An 18,414-nucleotide genomic window follows, 5' to 3' on the forward strand; every position below is an offset into this window, starting at 1 on the left:
GTGCGTTCTTCCCGCTTGCTTGGCGGTCTGCTGCTGCTTGCTCTCGTCACGGGGCCTGTCAGCGCGCAGGATGCGCCGGTGGCCGCCGGACCGCTGCAGATCGGTCCCGCCAACGACAGCCCGCAGCCATGGGCGATCAACTGCTCCAACGAGGCTGGCCGCGACACCATCGTCTGCACCATGACGCAGGCGCTGGTCGCGCGAGACAGCAACCAGCGCATCATCGCGGCGACGATTTACCGGCCCAGTCCCGACGCGGCAGCGCTGCTGCGCATCAACCTGCCGCACGGCATCCTGCTGCAGCAAGGCGTCGACGTATCGATCGATGCCGGCGCCCCCACCCGGGTGCCCATCACCATTGCCGACCAGAACGGCAGCTATGCCACGCTCGAGCTCACCTCCGACCTGCTGGTGGCGCTGCAGGGCGGCGGCCTCGTCACCTTCGGGGTCAAGGCGGCCAACGGCGAAGCGGTTGGCTTCCAGCTCTCCCTCAAGGGCTTCACCTCGGCCTTCGCGAAACTCTGAAACTCTGCCGGGTAGCCGGGCAGCCCTACCGCTCCGGCAACCCCGCACCGACCATCGCCGCGATAACCCGCGCGCTCGCCGCCACGAACACCGGGCTTGCCCCCGTCGTCGGCGGCGCAACGTTGGCGGCGGTGGTGCCGGGGCGGAGGGTCAGGGCCTTGGTCAGGGTCGCTTCGGCTTCGGCCTGGCGGCCGAGGCGCTGGTAGGCGGCGGCCAGCAGCATCATCGGGCGGCCCGAGGCCGGGGTGATGGCGATGGAGCGCTGCAGCCAGTCGATGGCGGCGGCGTCGCGATCCCGAGGGCACGACGACCACCGGGCTCGAAGGCCGCGTCCAGGCCGGCGTCCGGCTCAACGTCAGCCCCAGCGCCGCGATCAATCTCGGCGGCGAGTTGGGCGGGCTCGGCTCGGAACAGCGCAGCTGGTCGCTCAATGCCGGGGTCAGCGGCGGCTTCTAGCCCGCCGCGGGCCCTCACGTCGCGAGCACTGGTCGGGTCGAGCCGCGCAGCATCACCTCGACCGGCACCACCATCTCGCGGAAGGGAAAGCTGCCGGTGTCGAGGCGATGGAACATCGCATTGGCCGCCGCTTCGCCCAGCCGAAACGCCGGTGCGGCGACCGTGGTGAGTTCGGGCGTCGAATAGCGCCCGAATTCGAGGCCGTTGAAGCCCGCCACCTGGATATCGCCGGGAACATTGCGGCCGACGCCCTGCAGGTAGCGCATCGCGGCAATGGCCATCTGGTCGTTGCCGCCGATGACCAGGTCAGGTTCGTCGCCCTTGGCCAGAAACGCCCCCAGCGCCGCCTGGCAAGCCTCAAAACCTTCATTCGCCGACTTGACCACGCTGAGGCGGACCTCGGGCCGGTTGGCGAGAATTTCGCGGATGCCGCCCTCGCGCCGCTGCATGGCGGCCCATTCCAGCGCTGGCACGAGGAACAGCACGTGTCGCACGTCGCCGGTGACGAGGGCGCGGGCCAGCTCACGCGCCCCGCCCCGGTCATCGAAATGGATCGAGGCCGCATCGCGCACCTCGTCCGGCACTTCTTCCTGCAGGATCACCAGCGGCTGGTTGGTGGCGGCGATCCGCTCCACCACCCGGCGGCGCGTCGCACGGGAGCCCGACAGCACCATGCAGAAGCCGTCGGTCTCGATATTGCGCAGGAACGACGCCTGCTCGACCTCGTCGGGGCCGACGCCGTGCAGGATCGTCGAGTAATCGAGCCGATGCAGCGCGGCGGTGAGGCCGGCCAGCATGGCGGCGGTCAGGGGGTCGGAGAGAAAGAACGGCGACGCATCGACCAGCACCACGCCGATAATCTGGCTGCGCTGCGTCCTGAGCCGCCGCGCCAGCGCGTGCGGGCGGTAGCCGAGCTCCTGCGCCACGCGCCGCACCCGCGCCGACAGCTCCGGCCCCACGGCGCCCGCCCGATTGTTGAGCACGTTCGAGACGGTCATCGGCGTTGTCTGGGCCAGCCGCGCCACGTCCTTGAGCGTTACCGCCTTCTTGCTAGGGGGCAAGTTTCCTCCGGGGGCATCAGAATCTGCCGTTTTGAGGCATATTATCCGCTTGAGCTGCCGATGTCTGTCAGCTCGCCCAGTCCTGCACCTCGCCGACGATGGCGATGTGCTGGCCCTGGTTGACCCGGGCGCCCCAGGCTTGTGCGGCGAGCCGCCCGGAGACACCTGCCCTGACCGGCCAGGCCGGCAGTTCCAGCCGCTGGAAATCGTGCAGATAGCCGATCGTCGCTCCGGCAGTAACAGCGTCGCCCGGCTTGCGGAGCGGCTCATAGTGGCCGTCGAACGGGGCGACGATGGTGCAGTTGCGGTTGACGATCGAGAGTTTCACCTGGGTGCCGTCGGCATGGTGATCGATCGGCTTGATGGTGCCACGCAACTGTTCCCAGTGGATGGCGGCGGCCCGGATGCCCTGCCGGCCATAGCGCACGCCGTCGGGATGGATCGAGCGGCCCCAGCCGAGCTCGGCGCCGATAGTGACCTTGCCCTGCCGTTCCGCTTCGCTGGTCAACAGGCCCGGTGTCTCGTTCTGGTAGACCAGCACCACCGGCGAGCCGAACCAGCGGGCCGATTGTTCGATCCTGAAACTCTGCTCGCGGTCGGCGATCGGGTGAAAGCTGGGGCCGAGCGCGAACTGCGCCACCTCGCCCCCGGCATGCAGGTCCAGCACCACATGCACATGCGGCCAGATCGTGGTGCGGACGAAATCGGCGATGCGGTGGGTGATCCGCCCCAGGCTCGGCGTGCGGCCGGCATCGGCCACGAAGGCGCGGTTGAGGTTGACCCCGTCATCGTTGACCGAATCCCGCGCTCCGGCGCGGAACGCCGCAACGTTCAGCACCGGCACGAGGATAATGCGGCCGCGCACCTCGCGCATGTCGATCTCGCCGAGCAGGTGCTTGATGGCAATCGGCCCCTCATACTCGTTGCCATGGGTCGAACCGAAGGCCACCAGCCCCCTGCCCGGCTGCGCCTCGGGGCCGATGAACACCGTGAGCGGCACCAGGTGGTCGCCCCAGATGCCATCATGCGGCAGCGCCACCCAATAGTCGCGGCGGCCCGGCGAGGTGAGATCGAGCTCGGCGACGTTGACGATGCGGCGGTCCATGCTTGTCTCCTCAGCGGGCGCGATGCGCGTCGATGAAATCGGTGTCGACCTCAATGCCGATGCCGACGCCATCCGGGATGGCGATGCAGCCCTCGGCATCGAGGCTCAGCGAGGTCGGCGCGATGCCTGCCGTCAGTGGGCTCTGGCTGACATTGAACTCGACGAAATGCGCCCGCGGCAAAGTCGCGATCAGCTGCAGGCTGTAGCCGGTCAACAGGTGCGTCAGCCAGGAGTGCGGCACGAGGTCAATGCCCGCCCGGTTGGCCAGCTGCGCCACCTGTTTCGCCACGCTCAGGCCGCCGCAGCGCGTCAGGTCGGGCTGGATGACATCGACGCAGCCGCTCTCGATGAAGCGGGCAAACTCCCACACCGTCGAGACCTGCTCGCCCGCCGCCACCGGCACCGGGCTCGCGGCCCGCACCGCGGCATACTCGTCGAAATTCTCGGGGTGGATGAAATCCTCGACCCAGCGCACGTCATAGTCGCCGAGCCACTGGCAGAGCCTCTCGTTGTCGGCGCGGCTGCGCGGCTGCATGCGGTTCGGCGTCACCGTCGGATACCAGCCGGGATCGACCATCAGGTAGCGGTCGGGCCCGAGCGCCTGCCGCGCGGCGGCCACCAGTTCGCGGTCTCGCCCCGGATCCTGGCCGAACACCCCCCAGCCGAACTTCACGGCGCGATAGCCCTTGTCGATATAGCCATTGGCGGCGTCGACCATGCCCTCGGGCGTCGAGCGGAACAGCGTCGAGGCATAGGCCATCACCTTGTCGCGCCGCCGCCCGCCGAGCAGTTCGGCCAGCGGCATGCCGGCGGCCTGCGCCCGGATCGACCACAGGCAGTTATCGAGCGCCGAGATGCAGTGCATGGCGATGCCGCGCCGGCCGTAATAGGCGCTGCCGACATAGAGCTTGTCCCACAGCCGCTCGACATCGAGCGGGTTCTCGCCGACGAGCAGGCTCCCCAGCGTCTGGAAGCCGACCGTCGCCATGCCCTCGCCGGCAATGATGCTGACCGCTGCCGGGGCCAGCGTTTCGACATCCGACCAGCCGGTGAGGCCCTCGTCGGTGGTGACGCGGATCAGCAATTGCCAGTCGCCATTATCGGTGGCCTCGGCGCCGCTGGCCCCCGCGCCATAGGCGGCCGTGCCGCGCAACAGGATCGGTTCGACTTCGGTGATCTTCATGTTCTGTCTCGCTTCAGCCTTGGGGTCACGACTTGAGGCCGCCGTGCCACCAATGCTCGAACGGGTTCGCGTAAAGGATTGAATCAATTGTCGTCTGGCTGATCCGTGGCAACCTCGTGCCCTCGACCTGCTCGTTGATGGCGTTGAGCCCATCGATCGATTCCCGCACCTCGGCGAACGGGAAATCGGTGCCCCAGAAGATCTTGTTGCGGTCGTTCACCCGGTATTCCTGCGCGGTGACCAGGGTGTTCCAGAACTGCCACGGCCGGTAGAACAGCGCCGACACTTCGGCATAGACATTGGGGCGCTTCCGGATGACCACGATGCACTCCTCGGCCCAGGGGTGCGCCATGTGCGCCATGATCATCTTAAGGTCCGGGTAGCGCGCCGCGATGTTGTCGACATCGAGCGGCCGGCCATACTCGATCGGCGCGTTCTCGGCGAAAGTCGTGCCCATATGCATGGTCAGCGGAATATTGCGCTTCACGCAGAACTCGTAGACCGGCACCATCCTGGGGTCGAGCAGCGACACGCCATTGTAGATCGGCCCGAACTTGACGCCCTTGAGGCCCAGATCGTCGATGGCGTGCACCAGGAGGTCCATGTAGTCGGGCCGGCGCGGATCCATGGCGGCAAAGCCGACGAACTTGTCGGGATATTTCTTCACCGCCGCCGCCGTCACCTCGTCATCGCCGTCGATGCCGGCGCTGTCGCCGTAGCGCAGCGAGAAGATGATGGCTTTGTCGACCTCCGACATCGCCCTGTAGACCGTGTCGGCATCGGCCAGCTGGCTCACCGAACCCGGCCGCGAGGTGGCGGTGCCGGTGGTCAGCAGCGGACGCACATGCTCGGGGTTCCAGATATTGACGTGGCAATCGACGATCATGGTGCCCTCACAAGACGCCGAATTCTTCGTAGACTTCAGCGAGGCTGCGCCCGGCCAGCAATGCGGCTTTGGTCTTGTTCTCGCCCTTGAGCCGCTCCGTCGCCGCAGCGACCACCTGGGCCTCGATGGCCTGGGGCACTACGACGACGCCATCGCCATCGCCGAACACGATATCGCCGGGCGAGATGCTGACGCCGCCGCACTGCACCGTGACATCGGTATCGATGACGCGTGCCCGGCCCTTGCTGTCGAGCGGCCCGATGCCGCCGTGGAACACCGGAAAGCTTAAGGCCCGGATCTCGGCGATATCGCGCACCAGCCCGTCCATCAGCGCGCCCGCCGCGCCGCGCACCTTGGCTGCGGTGCTGAGGAGGCCCCCCCACGGCGCGATCCGGCCCGACGTGCCGCAGGCGCAGACCACCACGTCGTCAGCCGCCAGGCTGTCAATCAGCTTGATCTCGCCGGCATGCGGGTTCTCGTCCGGTCCGGGCTGCTGATAGATATCGGCATAGATCATGGTGCGCGCCCGCCCGACCATCTTGAGGGCGTCATCGAGCGGCCGGATGCGTGATTGGAGCGCCTGGTTGCGATAGCCCAGTTCGTCGAGCACGTCGGAAAGCAGGGCGGAGAAAAAACTCTCGCGCATCAATTGCACCACCGGGTCGGAGCTTTGGCGGTCAGCGTTCATTTTGGTCAGTTCCGTTGGTAGGAGGTTGGTCGGTAGCGGCCCGGTCAGACCCAGCCGGCATCGACGATGAAGTTCTGCCCGGCACAGGAGCGGCTCTCGTCGGCGGCGAGGAACAGCACCATGTTGGCGATGTCGGCGGGCTGGATGCGCCGATTGCTGAGCGACTGGCGGGTTGCAATCTGCTGCTCGGCGGCATCGTCGATATAGGTGGCGAGCTGCCTCGGGGTCATCACCCAGCCGGGGATGACACAGTTGACCCGGATGTTCTCGGGTCCCAGTTCACGCGCCATCGAGCGGGTCATGCCTGTGATCGCCGCCTTGGCGGTGGCATAGGCGATGGTTTTGGGGGCGCCGAACAGCCAGACGGTCGAGCCGATATTGATGATCGAGCCGCCCCCCGCCCCGGCCATGGCCGGGCGCACCGCCTGCGCGGCAAAGAAGTGATGCCGGAGGTTACGCGCCATGCGCTCGTCCCAATAGTCGGGCTCGACCTCGGCGATGGTGTGCGGATCATCGCTCGCGGCATTGTTGACCAGTGTGTTGATCGGGCCGAAGCGCTCGATCACCGCGGCGATTGCCAGCCGCAGCGCGGCGATGTCGCGGATATCGCAGTGCTGGTAGAGCGGCGCCGCGTGCCCCTCGGCCGCAAGCGCCGCGACCAGCGCCTCGGCACTCGTATCGTCGATATCGACGAACGCCGCCTGCGCCCCCTGGCGGGTGAACTGCGCCACCATTTCGGCGCCGATGCCGCTGGCCCCGCCGCTGACGAAAACCACTTGGCCCCTGAGGCTCGGATAGCTTGCCCCGGTCATTGCCGGCCCTCCCCGCTGCTTTTCTGCGTGTTGCTGTTGTCGATCAAGATTTCACCGAACCCGCCGTCAGGCCCATGAGGAAGTAGCGCTGGAAGATGGCGAAGACGACCAGCGTCGGCACCATGCTGATCACCGTCTGCGCCGTCATCGCCCCGAGATTCTGCGTGTGCTGCAGGCTTTGCGTCGCAATGCCGACGATCAGGGTGCGCTTGTCCTCGCTCTGGGCGATCAGCAGCGGCCAAAGGAAACTGTTCCAGGTGTTGACGAAGGTGAACACCGCCAGAACGATCGCCGGCTGGCGCGCCAGCGGCACGATGATCTTCATGAGGATCTGCAGCGGGTTGGCGCCATCGATCTTGGCCGCCTCGAGCAGCGCGTCGGGGATCTCGGAGATGAACTGCCGCATCAGGTAGACCCCGACCGGCGCCGACAGCAGCGGGATGATGAGGCCGGCATAGCTGTTGACCAGCCCCAGCCGCGCCACCAGCACGTAATTGGGCAACAGCGTCACCGCGAACGGCACCATGACGGTCGCCAGCATCGCTGAAAGCAACCAGGCGCTGCCCTTGAACTTCAGCTTGGCGAAGGCATAGCCGGCGAGCATATCGACGATGACGGTGAGGATGGTCACTGCCGTGGTGACGATGATCGAGTTGAGCAGCCACTGGATCGACACCTTGTCGGCAAACACCCCCAGATAGTTGGCGAGGGTGAACGGCGCCGTGCTGCTCGCCAGCGAGTCGAAGCTGGTGATCGGCTTGAACGAGGCGACGACGACGAACAGCACCGGGCAGATCGAAGCGAGAACGACGAGGATCAGCAGCGTGTGGGTGCGCAGCGCCGCCCAGACCTGGCGGCTGCTGAGGCGGACCCGTGGGCGCGAGTGCGGCGCCATCAGCGCGCCTCCCGGCTGCGGGTAAACAGCACGATCGCGCCGGCGAGAAGGATCGAGAACACCATCACCGCGACGCTGATGGTTGCCGCGTAGCCGACCGAGCCGCCCCCGAACACCGATTTGTAGATGTACCACATCACCGTATAGGTCGAGGTGCCGGGCCCGCCCTGGGTGAGGACGAAGATGATGTCGAACACCTGGATGGCGCTGATCGAGGTGAGGATCAGCACCAGCTGCAGCACTGGCTTCAACAGCGGCAGGGTGATGTGCCAGAAGGCGCCGCTCGGGCTGATGCCATCGACGGTGCCGGCCTCGTAAAGCTCGCGCGGGATGCCGTTGAGGCCGGCGAGGAAAATCAGGCTGTAAAAGCCCACCGACGCCCAGGCGCTGATCAGCGCCACGGCGATGAGCGCCACCGTGCCCGACTGCAGATAGCTGAGCTCGAACCCGAACGTGTGCTTGAAAAAGCCGTAGATCGGGCCGGCATCGCGATCGAGCATGATCTTCCACACCAGCCCGGTGGCCGAAACCGAGAGCAGCGAAGGCACGTAGATCAGCGAGCGATAGACGCCGCGGAATTTCACCTGGCGGGCGAGCAGGATGCCGACGCCGAGCGCCAGCCCCACGGTGACCGGAATGTTGACGGCCATGAACAAGAGCGTGTTGCCGATGGTCGAGCGCAGCAGCCCGTCACCCAGCAGCGCGCCGAAATTCCCTAAGCCGACAAACCTGAACTTGCCGATCAGGCCACCCTGAAACAGCATCAGGTAGAAGGTGTAGACGAACGGCACCACGACGAACGCGGCGAACAATCCGACTTTCGGGGTGAGGAAGACGAGAGCGGAGATGAACTCCGCCCTCGCCTGTGCCTTGATCGCCTGCATGAGGTGCTAGAGCCCGGCGTTGGCGGCGAGCGTCGCGGTCTGCTGCCTGGCGTCGGCGATCACCTGATCCAGCGATTTCTGCCCGCTCAGGTAGTTGTTGATCTCGCCCACCAGATACTCATAGCCGTTATACGGCAGGGCCGCCGGGAACAGCATCGACTTGGTCTGCGGCAGCGCGGCGGCGAGGAAATCATAGGCCCGCTTCTCGCTCACCTTGCCATACATGGCGGCGGCATCGGCATTGGTGCTGACCGGGAACAGCAGCGATTGCGCGATGTAATCGTCGTATGGCGCACCAGATGTCACGTACTTGATGAAATCGAGCGCCGCCGCCTTGTTGGCGCTGGCTTCGGCGATCACCAGATAGCCCGCCGCCCCCGAAACGAACGCCCCTGCCGGGCCCGCCGGCGGCTCCACCACCTGCAGCCGGGCATCGGGGAAGTTGACGAACTGCTGGACGTTGGCTTCCACCCATTGCAGGCCCGCCTTGCCGGCCGGCAGCAACTCGGCCCACTGCGTCGCATCGGCATAGAGGGTGAGAGGGGTCGCCGCGCCGCTATCCTGCAGCGCCTTCAGATGCTCGAGCGCGGCGCGGCCCTCGGGCGTGTCGAAGCCGATATCCTTCATGTCGGCGCTGAACGGCGTCACCCCGTAGGAGAACAGCACGTTCCAGATGTAGTTGATCACCACCTCGTAGGAGCCCGGCCAGGCCATGCCGTAGATCGCCACCTTGGATTTGTCGAAGGCCGGATCGCCGAGCGGCTTGCCCGCTTCGTCGAAGGTGAGTTTCCTGGCGAACTCCAGCAGCTCGTCATACGTCGTCGGCAGGGCGGGCTTGCCGGCCTTTTCCCACACGGCTTCGTTGAGGGCGAGAACGAAGCGGCTCGAGATGTAGGGGTAGCCGTAGAGTTTGCCGTCGCGCGTGGCCGACGCGATCATCGCCTCGTTGATGGCGCTGGTATCGAGCGCCGGATCGATCGCCCTGAGGTCCGCGAGCAGGCCATTGGTGCCGAACTGGTTGAGCGTGTTGGTCACCTGGTAGGAGACGTCGGGCGCCGTGCCGGAAACGAACGCAGCCGTATACTTGGCGAGGAACTCGGCCCACGGCACCAGCAGGTGCTCGACGCTGTTGCCGCTCGCCTCCTTGAACCCGGCGACGGCGGTCGCCCAATAGGCGTTCTCGCTCTCGGCCGCCATGTTCGGCATCTTCCAGAACTGCAACGCCGCCCCGCCTTGCGCGAAGGCGCCCCCAGTGGCCGCAGCGAGTGCGGTGCCGGCCATCAGCGCGGCGGACATTGTCAACAGACGGCGCCGGGTGACCGGCGCGACGGCACTATGGTTTGGCAACGACATCTGTTTCCCTCCAGATTTATCGATAAAGTCAAGCTGCATGACAATTCCACGCCTTGTCAATCGAGATTCGGGAGGACCACGCCGATTCCGGGGCCAAGTCGACAGGATCGAGCCTTCTAAGAAGATATATCGATAAATCGCATTCGGAGGCCGGCACGGGTCGCCGATCGCCAACCCACGCAGGATGTGCGGTGGAGGGAAGACGGACGTGGCGCGCGCCGGCTACCGGCTGATACTGGAGGCCGCAGACAGCGGCGCGGCATCGGCGCTACAGGATGTGGCGATCACTTCGTGGGCGGTCGAATAGCGACCCGATCGGATAGCGGTACCGACCTCAACCCGCGGCCGCCTCGCGGCGATCGTAGTCGTAGGCGATCGCGGCTTTGAACTGGGCGATCTTTTCCAGCAGCGCCGCCCGGTAGGCGGTGGGCGAAACATCCCGGTCCTCGGGGCGGGTCAGGCCGCGCGAAACCGGCACCAGCAGATCACCCGGGCGCGTGCCTCGCAGCGAGCGGATACTGGCCGCATCGCCGCCTTGCGCGCCGAGGCCCGGGGCGAGGATGATCGAACGCGGCAGGAGCGTGCGCAGCCGGCGCCCTTCATTGGGTACCGTCGCCCCGATCACCGCGCCGATCGGGCTGAGGGAGCCGGCATCGCCGGGGGCGAGCCCGGCATCGCCGGGGGCGAGGCCGGCAATCAGGTCGGCCACCCGATCCGAGATCAGCCGGTTTCCCGCCATCTTGTCCTGCAGCCACCCGGCGCCCGGATTGGAGGTTCGGCAGAGTACGAACAGGCCCTTGCCGAAGCGGTTTGCACACTCGACAAAGGGCTCGAGCGTATCGGGCCCCATCAACGGGTTGATGGTCAGGCAGTCGGCCTCGAAGTCCCCGCTCCCGCCCTCGGCTGCCGGCGTCAGGTAAGCCCGTGCATAGGCGGCCGCCGTCGCGCCGATATCGCCGCGCTTGGCGTCGAGAATGACGCCCATTCCCGCTGCCCGAGCCCGCTTCATGCCCGCCGACAGCGCCTCGAGCCCGGCCAGCCCGCCGGCTTCGAAATAGGCGGCCTGAAACTTCACAAACCCGACATGGCCCTCGGCGGCATCGAGGATGAAATTGACATATCCGTCGATCCAGCGCGTCGCGTCGCCCTGCTCGAAGAACCGCGGCAGCTCGGCAAGCGAGGGGTCGATGCCGACAACGAGTTCGCCAAACGCTTGAACATTGCGTTCGACCAGCTCAACCCAGGACCGGCTTTCCATCGCATCTCCCTTCAGACCGTCGACCACGAACGGCGCGGCTCTTCGGCGTCGCCCCCGCCTTCTGTAGCAGCCATTGCGGTACCCCAGCGGAGGTCCGGCGTGAAGCACCAAGTCGATTGCCCGCGCTCAGCGCCGCACTCAGCGGCTGCAGCCGTTTGCCCAAGCCGCCCCGGCAGGCTAAGCGTGGCCGCACGCTTTGCAATCGAGAACGGCACTATGACTGAGGTCATCACCTACGACGAGCGGCACTTCCTAGAGGTCAAAGCTCTGTGGCAGGAGGCGTTTCCAGACGATGCGCCGTGGAACGCCGCCGAAACGGCAATCGCCGAGAAGCTGAAACTGCAACCCGACTTGCTGCTGGTTGCTGTCGACGGCGACCGGGTCTGCGGGTCGGTCATGGCCGGCTATGAAGGACATCGCGGCTGGATCTCCCGCATCGCGGTCAGCCGGTCGCACCGAAATCGCGGGGTGGGTCGCGACCTGCTCGCCGAGGCGGAGCGTCGTCTCTCAGGCCTCGGCTGCGTGAAGATCAACCTGCAGGTCGTCGAGACGAATGCGGCGGTGGTCGAATTCTATCAAAGGTCGGGCTACCGGATCGAGCCGCGCATCAGCATGAGCAAGCTCATCCGGCGCTAGCGCCAAGCGGACACACGCGCCAGAGGCACTGCGGTATCCGCCTTACTGCCGGCACATGCTGCGCCCTGCCCCGGCTCAGGCCGTTCGGCTGGCCATCACGCGCTGCCACAGCCGACGCGCCACCACGCCCGCCACCACGCCGAAACCGCCGCCGGCGAGCTTGACCGCGAGGTCGAACAGCCGCCCGTGCCGGGAGGCCGAGACCAGTTGCAGCGCTTCGAGCGCGATGGCGGCGCCCAGCACCAGCGCCAGGACCAGCCACAGGTGGCGCGGATAGGCGAGCGCGAAGCAGAGGCCCACGGCCGCGAAAGCCGCGAAGCGTTCGATGCTGGGGGAAAAACTGCTGATCGGCCTGAGCCCGATCGGCGCCAGGGTGACGAAGGCGATGGCAGCGAGCAGCAGCCAGGCGAAGGCAGGTAACAGGCGCATGGGCAGGCGGATCTCCGGATCAGACGGCGTTGCGCCGGGTCTTGGACGAGAAAACCGTCAAGACGATGATCCAGCAATCAAGGAAAATCGACCAGTTGTCGATGTAGTAAAGATCGTGCCGGGTGCGGCCTTCGATCTGCTCGAACGTCGTGGTCTCGCCGCGATAGCCGTTGACCTGGGCCCAGCCGGAAATCCCCGGCTTGATGCGCTGGCGATGCGCGTAGCTGGCGACCTGCTCGCCCAGCTCGTCATCGTGGACGAGCGCATGCGGGCGCGGTCCGACAAGGCTCATCTCGCCGCTCAGCACGTTGATCAGCTGCGGCAGCTCATCGATCGAGGTGCGGCGGATGAAGGCGCCGACCTTGGTGATGCGTTTGTCGCCGACCTTGGCCTGCGTCATCTTGCGGCCGGATTCGGTGACGGTCATCGAGCGGAACTTCCAGATGTGGAAGGTGCGGCCGTTAAAGCCCCGCCGCTCCTGCCGGAAGAACACCGGGCCGGGGCTGTCGAGCTTGATCAATAGCGCGATCACCGCAAGCAGCGGGCTGAGGAACAACAGGCCGAGGCCAGCGCCGGCAATATCGAACAGGCGCTTCATCAGCACCGCGCCATCGCTCATGGGCTTGCGCAACGAGCGCAGCGCATTGTTGGGGCCGAGCGGCACCACGTCGAGGAACTTGAAGCTGACATTGTCGGTGGCCGGCACGCAGACCACGTTGATGGCGAAGCGCTTCAGCTCATTGGTCAGCTTTTCCAGCCCATCGATATCGCCGATCTCGCCGACAAAGACGATGAACTCAGCGCCATGCGACACCCAATGCTGGGCGAAATCGACGACGGAGCTCAGCTGGTAGGCGCCCTCGGCATTGACCGTATCTTCGAGATAGAGCGTGCCGGGGAGCCGGTAGCCGGTCTTCCACAGGTTCCCGTTGACGAGGAAGCGCACCGTATCGCCACGGCTGCCCACCACCGCCACCTTCTGGAACTGCAGCCGCCCGGCTTTGATGCGCGTCGTGACCGCGGCATAGGCAATGGTGCGGGCGAGCAGCAGCGCCGGTACGCCGAGGACGAACGCCGCGATCAGCGAGACACGCGACAGATCGTCGGCGACCCCAATGAAGAAAGCGCCGAACAGCGCGATGGCGAACGCGCCGGTCCAGCTGAGCACGCTCTGCACCAGCGTGGTGTGCGGCGGCTGGGCCCGATCGAGGAACTGGTTGGCGGAGATGGCCGAGAACGCGCCATAGAGGACGCCCACCACCGCCGAGTAGATGCCGTAGAGCCCGAACGGAATGTCGATCGCTGCAACGCGGAGAACGAACCCGTGATAGAGCAGCGCCGGCAGCAGCATCACCATCGCGGCGAGGGCGCCTTCGCCCAGGGCAAAAGCTGTGCACAGCGCCGCCTGGTTCGCCACCACGCGGCGCGCTTTGCGCCGCTCCACGCCCTGGTATCCAAGCTCGCTCTGCGCCACAGCAAATTGCCTCAAATTGTTGGCATTGCAGGGCTTTGTTCGGCCCGCCGCCATGCCCTCTCGTCTAGCAGGTCGCCGGATTCGCCCCAAGCAGTTGGTTAAGCTGGGGTTAACGGAGTGGTTCGGCGAGCCCGGTTAAGGATACCGCCAGTTCGGGCCTCGACGCCACCCGCCCCTGTGTTAGGGAAACATTAACCCAAGCCCGGAGCCGGACAGGTGACGACGTCCCATAGCAAAGCGGTAGCGATTTTGGCAGCGAACCCGGCGTTCGCGGCCATCCTCAGCCGTGCGCTGGAACAGGATGGCGGCTATCGCGTGGCGAGTTTTTCCAGCGTCGAGATGCTGACGACGTTCCTGCGTATCTCGCCGGTCGACGTGGTGGTGCTCGATACCGACCTGCCCGGCGCTCCGGCCATCGATATCGCCCGCGGGCTGCGCAGCCACCTGAAGCTGGCCAGCAGCGCCTTCGAGATCGTGGCGCTGACCCGCGCCGCCGTGGCGTTCCACCGGCCGCTGCTCGCGGCAGGGATCGACGCGGTGCTGGAAAAGCCGGTGACCCCGCAGCAGCTGCTCAACTGCATCGACGGGCTGGTCGAAGTCGAGCGCGTCGCCGCCGTGCAGCACCAGGCCCTGCCCATGGTGCGCGCCTTCGAGCCGAGGCCCGTGCCGGCCGAGCGCGTCGGCAACGTCATCCCGCTGTTCGGCGAAGGCCGGGTTCGGCGCTAGCCCAAGTCAACTGAGAGAGACGGCCCCCTCCCTCGCTATTCGAGCGCCGCTCTCATGACCTTCTCCCCCTTGCAGCAACGACGGGCCGACCACGGCGATCTCGAGCGCTGAGGCAAAGTACGGCGGGGTCGATGCGGGCTGTGGACGCGCGGCACGACCCCGCCGGCAACCGGACGCGGCAGTCGGGTTGCTCCAATAGCTACGCATTGGCGGCAAAGGAGTTTCAGCTGACGCCTGGCGCTGCCCCCATCCTTGATCCCTCCCCGCAAGGGGAGAGAGACGCAAGCTGGGATGCTGGTGTGAGGGTCTCCCTCCCCCTTGCGGGGAGGGGACAGGGGTGGGGGTCAGCCCGCACCGGCCCCTCTGCCAGCCCCTGGCGCAACAGCCCCTCGTACAAATCCCCGATCCGCTTCACGGTGTAGTCGGCCTGCCCCGAGCAGCGCCGCATCGGTCAGCTGACCCAGCATCGCTTGGTGGTGGCCCTTCCAGCTCTTGCCTTGCCTCCCCATGCAACCCGTCGCGCCCGGTGCGTGTTTCAGCGCAAACCGCCGCTTGAACGGCGGACAACACGGGAGAAGGTCCATGCAGAGCACTCAATCAACTCCCCGGCGCAGCAATCCAGGCTTTGCCAGCCGGCAGCGCGCCAACCGGGCGATCAGGCCGTTTGTCGCGAGCCTGGGGTCGTGGAACGTCAAGGCGGCTCATTTGAAGGCGCGCGCCAGCTCGGTCTACGCCACCGAGGAGGAACGCACCCTGGCGCGGCTCGAGGGCGGCGCACTGCTGGCGGAGATCCGGCACCGCCAGAGCGACTACCTCAACGCCATCAAGGGCGAGCCGCCACATGATCGGCTGACCGATATCGCCGCCACATTCGAGCGGCTGGTCGACCAGCTCGAGCAGGTCTCACGCATTCCCTGAGCGCGCGTCCGAGGAGGAAAGGTCTGCAACTTTCCTCCTCGCGCTCAGACCGGCAGCGCGAGGTTCTCCGATGCGTTCCAGCCGGGCAGCGCTGTGCAGCGATAGAGGCGTAGTCGGCTGCCTTCGGTGATCTCGGGCGGCGCCCAGCCATTGGCCACCAGTTCCGCTTCGACGCGGCGCGGATCGGCGGTGATGATCACCTCCGAGGCGGCAGTGAGAAAGGCGCTGAACTCCCGGCGGAGTCCCTGTTCGTCTTCTGCCACCATCACTTCGGCCCGGCCGGTGGGCTCATCGCTGCGGCCGAGGATGTTCACGGCAAAAACTGCCATTCGCGTCTCCAACTGCTGCTGTATTTGCATCGAATCTAGGTATCGGCCGAGGCCGATCAAGAGGCGCCGGTGCGGCCGTCGCGTGGGTGCTAGCGCAGCAGCGCCTCGTACTGGTCGCCGATCCGCTCCACGGTATAGTCGGCTGCCCTGCCCCTGAGCAGCGCCGCATCGGTCGGCCGCTCCAGCGTCGCGCCCATCGCATCGGCCAGCGCGTCTACATCGCCCACCGGGGTCAGCGTACCGTACTTGCCATCGGCGAGAATCTCGCGCGGGCCGTGCGGGGCGTCGGTGGAAACCACGGGCACCCCGGCGGCCATGGCTTCGATCAGCACATTGCCAAACCCCTCGCTGGTCGAGCTGAGCACGAACAGGTCGGCGGCGGCGTAGCAGGCTGCCGGGTCGTTCACGTAGCCCGGGAACAAAACCCGCGAAGCGATTCCGAGGACTCGGCTTTCCGCTTCGAGTTCGCCGAGCAGCGGGCCTTCGCCGAACAGCACCAGCCGGGCCGGACGGGTTTTGAGCAGCGCCGCGAAGGCGCGCAGCAACGTCTTGTGGTCCTTCACCCCGACCAGGCGGCCGGCAGTGGCGATCACCGGCCCCTCTCCCAGCGCCGTGAGCTCCGCCTGCCAGGGGTAAACCTGCCCGGTCCGAGCCGCCGCGGGCGGCAGTGGATTGTTGATCACCGCAATCCTGCCGGCAGCCACGCCGCGCGCCGCGATGTCGCGCCCGACCCCGGCGGAAACCGCGATCGCCTTGGTGGCGCGGGCGGCGACAAGGCCCGACAGCAGCACGGCGAGCTTGGAGCCGAAATCGTTCGACGGGATCGCGGCGGCGGCATGAAAACTCGGGAAGAACTTTGCCTTGCTGAAGCCGAGGTTCAGCGCCAGTGCGGTGATCAGGTTGGCAAACTCCGGGCCGCTGAACACCGCGTCGGGTTTGAGCCGCCGGTAGAAGCCGGCGCTGCGCCACAGCCCGGCGATGGTGGCGGGCTTGCCAAAACCTTCGCCGTGGATCGGTATTCCCAGGTCGACGAAATGTACCGCATCGGAGCGGAGCGCCGCGTTGGGGCCTTCGCCGTTCCAGGTGAACAGCGTCACCTCGTGGCCGCGGCGCGCCATTTCGTTGGCCATCAGCACGAAGACGCGCTCGGCGCCGCCGCCCCGAAGGCTCGGGACGTGGAAGACGATGCGTCGCTGCATGGCTGGATCAGGCGGTAACGGAGGCGACACGCCGGCGCGGCGGCTGCTTCAGGTCGCGCATCATGCCGAACAGCGCCGCCAGCAGCATGCCGATGGCGAAGCCGCCCGCGGCCCCTGCCCCGAGCATCACCACGGTGCGCGGCGGCCACGACCGGCCGGGCGGCGGCACGGCAGTGGAGATGACTCGCACATTGGTGGTGTCGAGCTGCTCGCGCTCGGTCACCTGGCGAGCCCGGCTGAGGAAGGCTTCGTAGATCGTCGATTTCGAGGTGGCGTCGCGCTCGAGTTCGCGCAGCGTCACCAGCGCCTCGTTGTCACTGAACACGCTGGTCTTCAGCTCATCGGCCTTGGCGCTGAGCGCCGCGGCGGCAGTCTTGGCCTCGTCGAGCGACACCTTGGCGGCGGCGACGATGCGACCGATTTCCGCTTCGAGCTGCGCGTTGACGGCGCTGAGCTCGGTGTTGAGCCGGACGATCGTGGGGTGGCGCGGGCCGTAGACCATCGACTGCGCGTCGAGCTGCTGGCGCAGCGCCCCGGCGCTGGCGCGCAGCGTCGTCAGCGCACCCGAGGCCTGGGTATCGGCGGTGGTGGCGTTGCGGCCGGCGGCGACCAGTTCGTCATAGCTCGACTGTGCGGCGATGACGCGCGACTGCGCCTCCACCACCTGCTGGTTGAGCTGCGCCATGGTCTGGGTGTTGACCAGTTCGCCCGAGCTGGTGGCGAGGTTGTTGTCGCGCTTATAGGCCTCGACCTTTTCTTCGGCGATTTTCACCGAAGCCTTCAATTCATCGAGCCGGTCGGTCAGCGCGGCGGCGGTGCGGCCGGCGCCATCGGCTTCCGCCGTCGCCAGCTCCGCCTTGAAGGCCTCGAAGATGGCCGACGAGAGCATGATCGATTTGTCTGGCGTCTCCGAGGAGACGCGCAGCGTCGCGACGAACGACTTCTCATCGGCCGTGGTGCTGACCCGGCCGCTGAGCGCCGCCAGCGCCGCGAGCTTGGGGTCGGCCGGCTTCTCGTCCTTGCTGGAGCCGAACAGGCCCGACAGCAGGCCCGGGGTCGGATCGAAAAATTCCTTGTCGGCAACGAGGTTCAGCTTGTCGACGACGCGCGACAGCACATTGCCCGAAGTGAGCACGCGCAGCTTGCTGCCGGCTGTCAGCAGCGCGTTATCCACCTGCCCCGGCTGCTGGAACAGATCGTCGGTCACCACCTGCAGGTTCGCCGGATCGATCAGGATATCGGTCGAGACGGTGTATTTGGCTGGGCTCAGCACCGCGTAGGCGCCGCCGGCCACCGCACCGAGCCCGGCCAGCGCCACCGAGGCGAGGAGGCCCCTTTTCAGCCAGACGAACAGCCGGCCGAAATCGAGCTCGAGGAAATCGCCGATCTTGCCCAGCGTCACAGTCGCCACCGGCTCTGGCTGCGGCGCCGGCGGGGCGATGATCTCGTCATTGGCGGGCCGCGCCCCAAGGCGCGCGAAAGCGCGAGCCCCCGAAGTGGTCGGGCTGTGGGGATGCGGCGCGTCGGTCAGCAAAGCCATGGCGTTAACATCTCGTTCTGCAAGCGGCCTGTCGTTAGGGCTTTATATACCAGTGGC

Annotated in this window: 20 protein-coding genes; 4 read left to right on the forward strand and 16 right to left on the reverse strand. The window is 66.7% G+C overall.

What is annotated here, in order from left to right; translation table 11 throughout:
* Positions 1–525: an invasion associated locus B family protein gene (locus ASC68_RS29020; RefSeq protein ID WP_197421346.1), complete on the forward strand. Its 525-nt coding sequence runs from the start codon at positions 1–3 to the stop codon at positions 523–525.
* 25 nt (positions 526–550) lie between these two features.
* Here the strand turns inward: ASC68_RS29020 and ASC68_RS21375 are convergent, their stop codons facing one another.
* From ASC68_RS21375 to pyrF, 11 genes are all read right to left on the reverse strand, one after another.
* Positions 551–751 carry a tetratricopeptide repeat protein gene (locus tag ASC68_RS21375; protein WP_055883818.1) on the reverse strand — a complete coding sequence of 67 codons (201 nt, stop codon included), beginning with the start codon at positions 749–751 and terminating at the stop codon, positions 551–553.
* Positions 752–995: 244 nt separating this feature from the next.
* Positions 996–2,042, reverse strand: coding sequence for a LacI family DNA-binding transcriptional regulator (locus ASC68_RS21380; protein WP_055883822.1), 1,047 nt, complete (start codon positions 2,040–2,042; stop codon positions 996–998).
* A 67-nt stretch (positions 2,043–2,109) separates the two neighbouring features.
* Positions 2,110–3,147, reverse strand: a complete 1,038-nt coding sequence (locus ASC68_RS21385) for a succinylglutamate desuccinylase/aspartoacylase family protein (protein WP_055883825.1) — start codon at positions 3,145–3,147, stop codon at positions 2,110–2,112.
* A gap of 10 nt (positions 3,148–3,157) precedes the next feature.
* Complete coding sequence (locus ASC68_RS21390; protein WP_055883828.1) at positions 3,158–4,330, reverse strand: mandelate racemase/muconate lactonizing enzyme family protein; 1,173 nt, start codon at positions 4,328–4,330, stop codon at positions 3,158–3,160.
* A gap of 25 nt (positions 4,331–4,355) precedes the next feature.
* Complete coding sequence (locus tag ASC68_RS21395; protein WP_055883831.1) at positions 4,356–5,216, reverse strand: amidohydrolase family protein; 861 nt, start codon at positions 5,214–5,216, stop codon at positions 4,356–4,358.
* 7 nt (positions 5,217–5,223) lie between these two features.
* Positions 5,224–5,904 (reverse strand): RraA family protein, encoded by a 681-nt coding sequence (locus tag ASC68_RS21400; RefSeq protein ID WP_197421348.1) that lies wholly within the window; start codon positions 5,902–5,904, stop codon positions 5,224–5,226.
* 44 nt (positions 5,905–5,948) lie between these two features.
* A complete protein-coding gene (locus ASC68_RS21405; protein ID WP_055883833.1) occupies positions 5,949–6,716 on the reverse strand; it encodes an SDR family oxidoreductase in 768 nt (255 codons plus the stop codon).
* 43 nt (positions 6,717–6,759) lie between these two features.
* Positions 6,760–7,611, reverse strand: coding sequence for a carbohydrate ABC transporter permease (locus ASC68_RS21410; protein ID WP_055883836.1), 852 nt, complete (start codon positions 7,609–7,611; stop codon positions 6,760–6,762).
* Positions 7,611–8,495: a sugar ABC transporter permease gene (locus ASC68_RS21415; protein WP_055883839.1), complete on the reverse strand. Its 885-nt coding sequence runs from the start codon at positions 8,493–8,495 to the stop codon at positions 7,611–7,613. Before ASC68_RS21415 ends, ASC68_RS21410 begins: the two co-directional genes overlap by 1 nt.
* A gap of 6 nt (positions 8,496–8,501) precedes the next feature.
* Positions 8,502–9,848, reverse strand: coding sequence for an extracellular solute-binding protein (locus ASC68_RS21420; protein ID WP_197421351.1), 1,347 nt, complete (start codon positions 9,846–9,848; stop codon positions 8,502–8,504).
* A 334-nt stretch (positions 9,849–10,182) separates the two neighbouring features.
* Complete coding sequence (pyrF, locus tag ASC68_RS21425) at positions 10,183–11,106, reverse strand: orotidine-5'-phosphate decarboxylase (protein WP_055883844.1); 924 nt, start codon at positions 11,104–11,106, stop codon at positions 10,183–10,185.
* A gap of 216 nt (positions 11,107–11,322) precedes the next feature.
* Between pyrF and ASC68_RS21430 the strand changes: the two genes are divergently transcribed.
* On the forward strand, positions 11,323–11,742 hold the full coding sequence (locus ASC68_RS21430; RefSeq protein WP_055883846.1) for a GNAT family acetyltransferase: 420 nt from the start codon (positions 11,323–11,325) through the stop codon (positions 11,740–11,742).
* A 75-nt stretch (positions 11,743–11,817) separates the two neighbouring features.
* Here the strand turns inward: ASC68_RS21430 and ASC68_RS21435 are convergent, their stop codons facing one another.
* Together ASC68_RS21435 and ASC68_RS21440 are read right to left on the reverse strand one after the other, a co-directional pair.
* Positions 11,818–12,171 carry a hypothetical protein gene (locus ASC68_RS21435; RefSeq protein WP_055883848.1) on the reverse strand — a complete coding sequence of 118 codons (354 nt, stop codon included), beginning with the start codon at positions 12,169–12,171 and terminating at the stop codon, positions 11,818–11,820.
* Between the two features lie 19 nt (positions 12,172–12,190).
* Positions 12,191–13,615 carry an exopolysaccharide biosynthesis polyprenyl glycosylphosphotransferase gene (locus ASC68_RS21440; RefSeq protein ID WP_197421360.1) on the reverse strand — a complete coding sequence of 475 codons (1,425 nt, stop codon included), beginning with the start codon at positions 13,613–13,615 and terminating at the stop codon, positions 12,191–12,193.
* A gap of 246 nt (positions 13,616–13,861) precedes the next feature.
* Here ASC68_RS21440 and ASC68_RS21445 point away from each other — a divergent pair, with 246 nt between their 5' ends.
* Positions 13,862–14,371: a response regulator gene (locus ASC68_RS21445; protein WP_082528363.1), complete on the forward strand. Its 510-nt coding sequence runs from the start codon at positions 13,862–13,864 to the stop codon at positions 14,369–14,371.
* A 582-nt stretch (positions 14,372–14,953) separates the two neighbouring features.
* Complete coding sequence (locus ASC68_RS21450; protein ID WP_055883854.1) at positions 14,954–15,289, forward strand: hypothetical protein; 336 nt, start codon at positions 14,954–14,956, stop codon at positions 15,287–15,289.
* 44 nt (positions 15,290–15,333) lie between these two features.
* On the opposite strand, the gene ASC68_RS21455 is transcribed toward ASC68_RS21450, so the two are convergent.
* The 3 genes from ASC68_RS21455 to ASC68_RS21465 form a co-directional block, all read right to left on the reverse strand.
* Positions 15,334–15,618: a hypothetical protein gene (locus tag ASC68_RS21455; RefSeq protein ID WP_055883856.1), complete on the reverse strand. Its 285-nt coding sequence runs from the start codon at positions 15,616–15,618 to the stop codon at positions 15,334–15,336.
* 89 nt (positions 15,619–15,707) lie between these two features.
* Positions 15,708–16,817 carry a glycosyltransferase gene (locus ASC68_RS21460; RefSeq protein ID WP_055883859.1) on the reverse strand — a complete coding sequence of 370 codons (1,110 nt, stop codon included), beginning with the start codon at positions 16,815–16,817 and terminating at the stop codon, positions 15,708–15,710.
* A gap of 7 nt (positions 16,818–16,824) precedes the next feature.
* The gene (locus ASC68_RS21465; RefSeq protein ID WP_082528364.1) at positions 16,825–18,357 is read right to left on the reverse strand and encodes a GumC family protein; all 1,533 of its coding nucleotides are present in this window, start codon (positions 18,355–18,357) and stop codon (positions 16,825–16,827) included.
* Between the last annotated feature and the right edge of the window lie 57 nt (positions 18,358–18,414).

The organism is Devosia sp. Root105 (assembly GCF_001424865.1).
GTDB lineage: Bacteria > Pseudomonadota > Alphaproteobacteria > Rhizobiales > Devosiaceae > Devosia_A.

Bases quoted from the DNA above. Each gene is read 5' to 3' on its own strand.
- ASC68_RS21415 (WP_055883839.1), bottom strand. From the start codon at position 8,495: ATGCAGGCGATCAAGGCACAGGCGAGGGCGGAGTTCATCTCCGCTCTC.
- ASC68_RS21465 (WP_082528364.1), bottom strand. From the start codon at position 18,357: ATGGCTTTGCTGACCGACGCGCCGCATCCCCACAGCCCGACCACTTCG.
- ASC68_RS21405 (WP_055883833.1), bottom strand. From the start codon at position 6,716: ATGACCGGGGCAAGCTATCCGAGCCTCAGGGGCCAAGTGGTTTTCGTC.
- ASC68_RS21455 (WP_055883856.1), bottom strand. From the start codon at position 15,618: ATGGCAGTTTTTGCCGTGAACATCCTCGGCCGCAGCGATGAGCCCACC.
- ASC68_RS21450 (WP_055883854.1), top strand. From the start codon at position 14,954: ATGCAGAGCACTCAATCAACTCCCCGGCGCAGCAATCCAGGCTTTGCC.
- ASC68_RS21420 (WP_197421351.1), bottom strand. From the start codon at position 9,848: ATGTCGTTGCCAAACCATAGTGCCGTCGCGCCGGTCACCCGGCGCCGT.
- ASC68_RS21375 (WP_055883818.1), bottom strand. From the start codon at position 751: ATGATGCTGCTGGCCGCCGCCTACCAGCGCCTCGGCCGCCAGGCCGAA.
- ASC68_RS21430 (WP_055883846.1), top strand. From the start codon at position 11,323: ATGACTGAGGTCATCACCTACGACGAGCGGCACTTCCTAGAGGTCAAA.
- ASC68_RS21395 (WP_055883831.1), bottom strand. From the start codon at position 5,216: ATGATCGTCGATTGCCACGTCAATATCTGGAACCCCGAGCATGTGCGT.
- ASC68_RS21385 (WP_055883825.1), bottom strand. From the start codon at position 3,147: ATGGACCGCCGCATCGTCAACGTCGCCGAGCTCGATCTCACCTCGCCG.
- ASC68_RS21435 (WP_055883848.1), bottom strand. From the start codon at position 12,171: ATGCGCCTGTTACCTGCCTTCGCCTGGCTGCTGCTCGCTGCCATCGCC.
- ASC68_RS21460 (WP_055883859.1), bottom strand. From the start codon at position 16,817: ATGCAGCGACGCATCGTCTTCCACGTCCCGAGCCTTCGGGGCGGCGGC.
- pyrF (WP_055883844.1), bottom strand. From the start codon at position 11,106: ATGGAAAGCCGGTCCTGGGTTGAGCTGGTCGAACGCAATGTTCAAGCG.
- ASC68_RS21410 (WP_055883836.1), bottom strand. From the start codon at position 7,611: ATGGCGCCGCACTCGCGCCCACGGGTCCGCCTCAGCAGCCGCCAGGTC.
- ASC68_RS21400 (WP_197421348.1), bottom strand. From the start codon at position 5,904: ATGAACGCTGACCGCCAAAGCTCCGACCCGGTGGTGCAATTGATGCGC.
- ASC68_RS21390 (WP_055883828.1), bottom strand. From the start codon at position 4,330: ATGAAGATCACCGAAGTCGAACCGATCCTGTTGCGCGGCACGGCCGCC.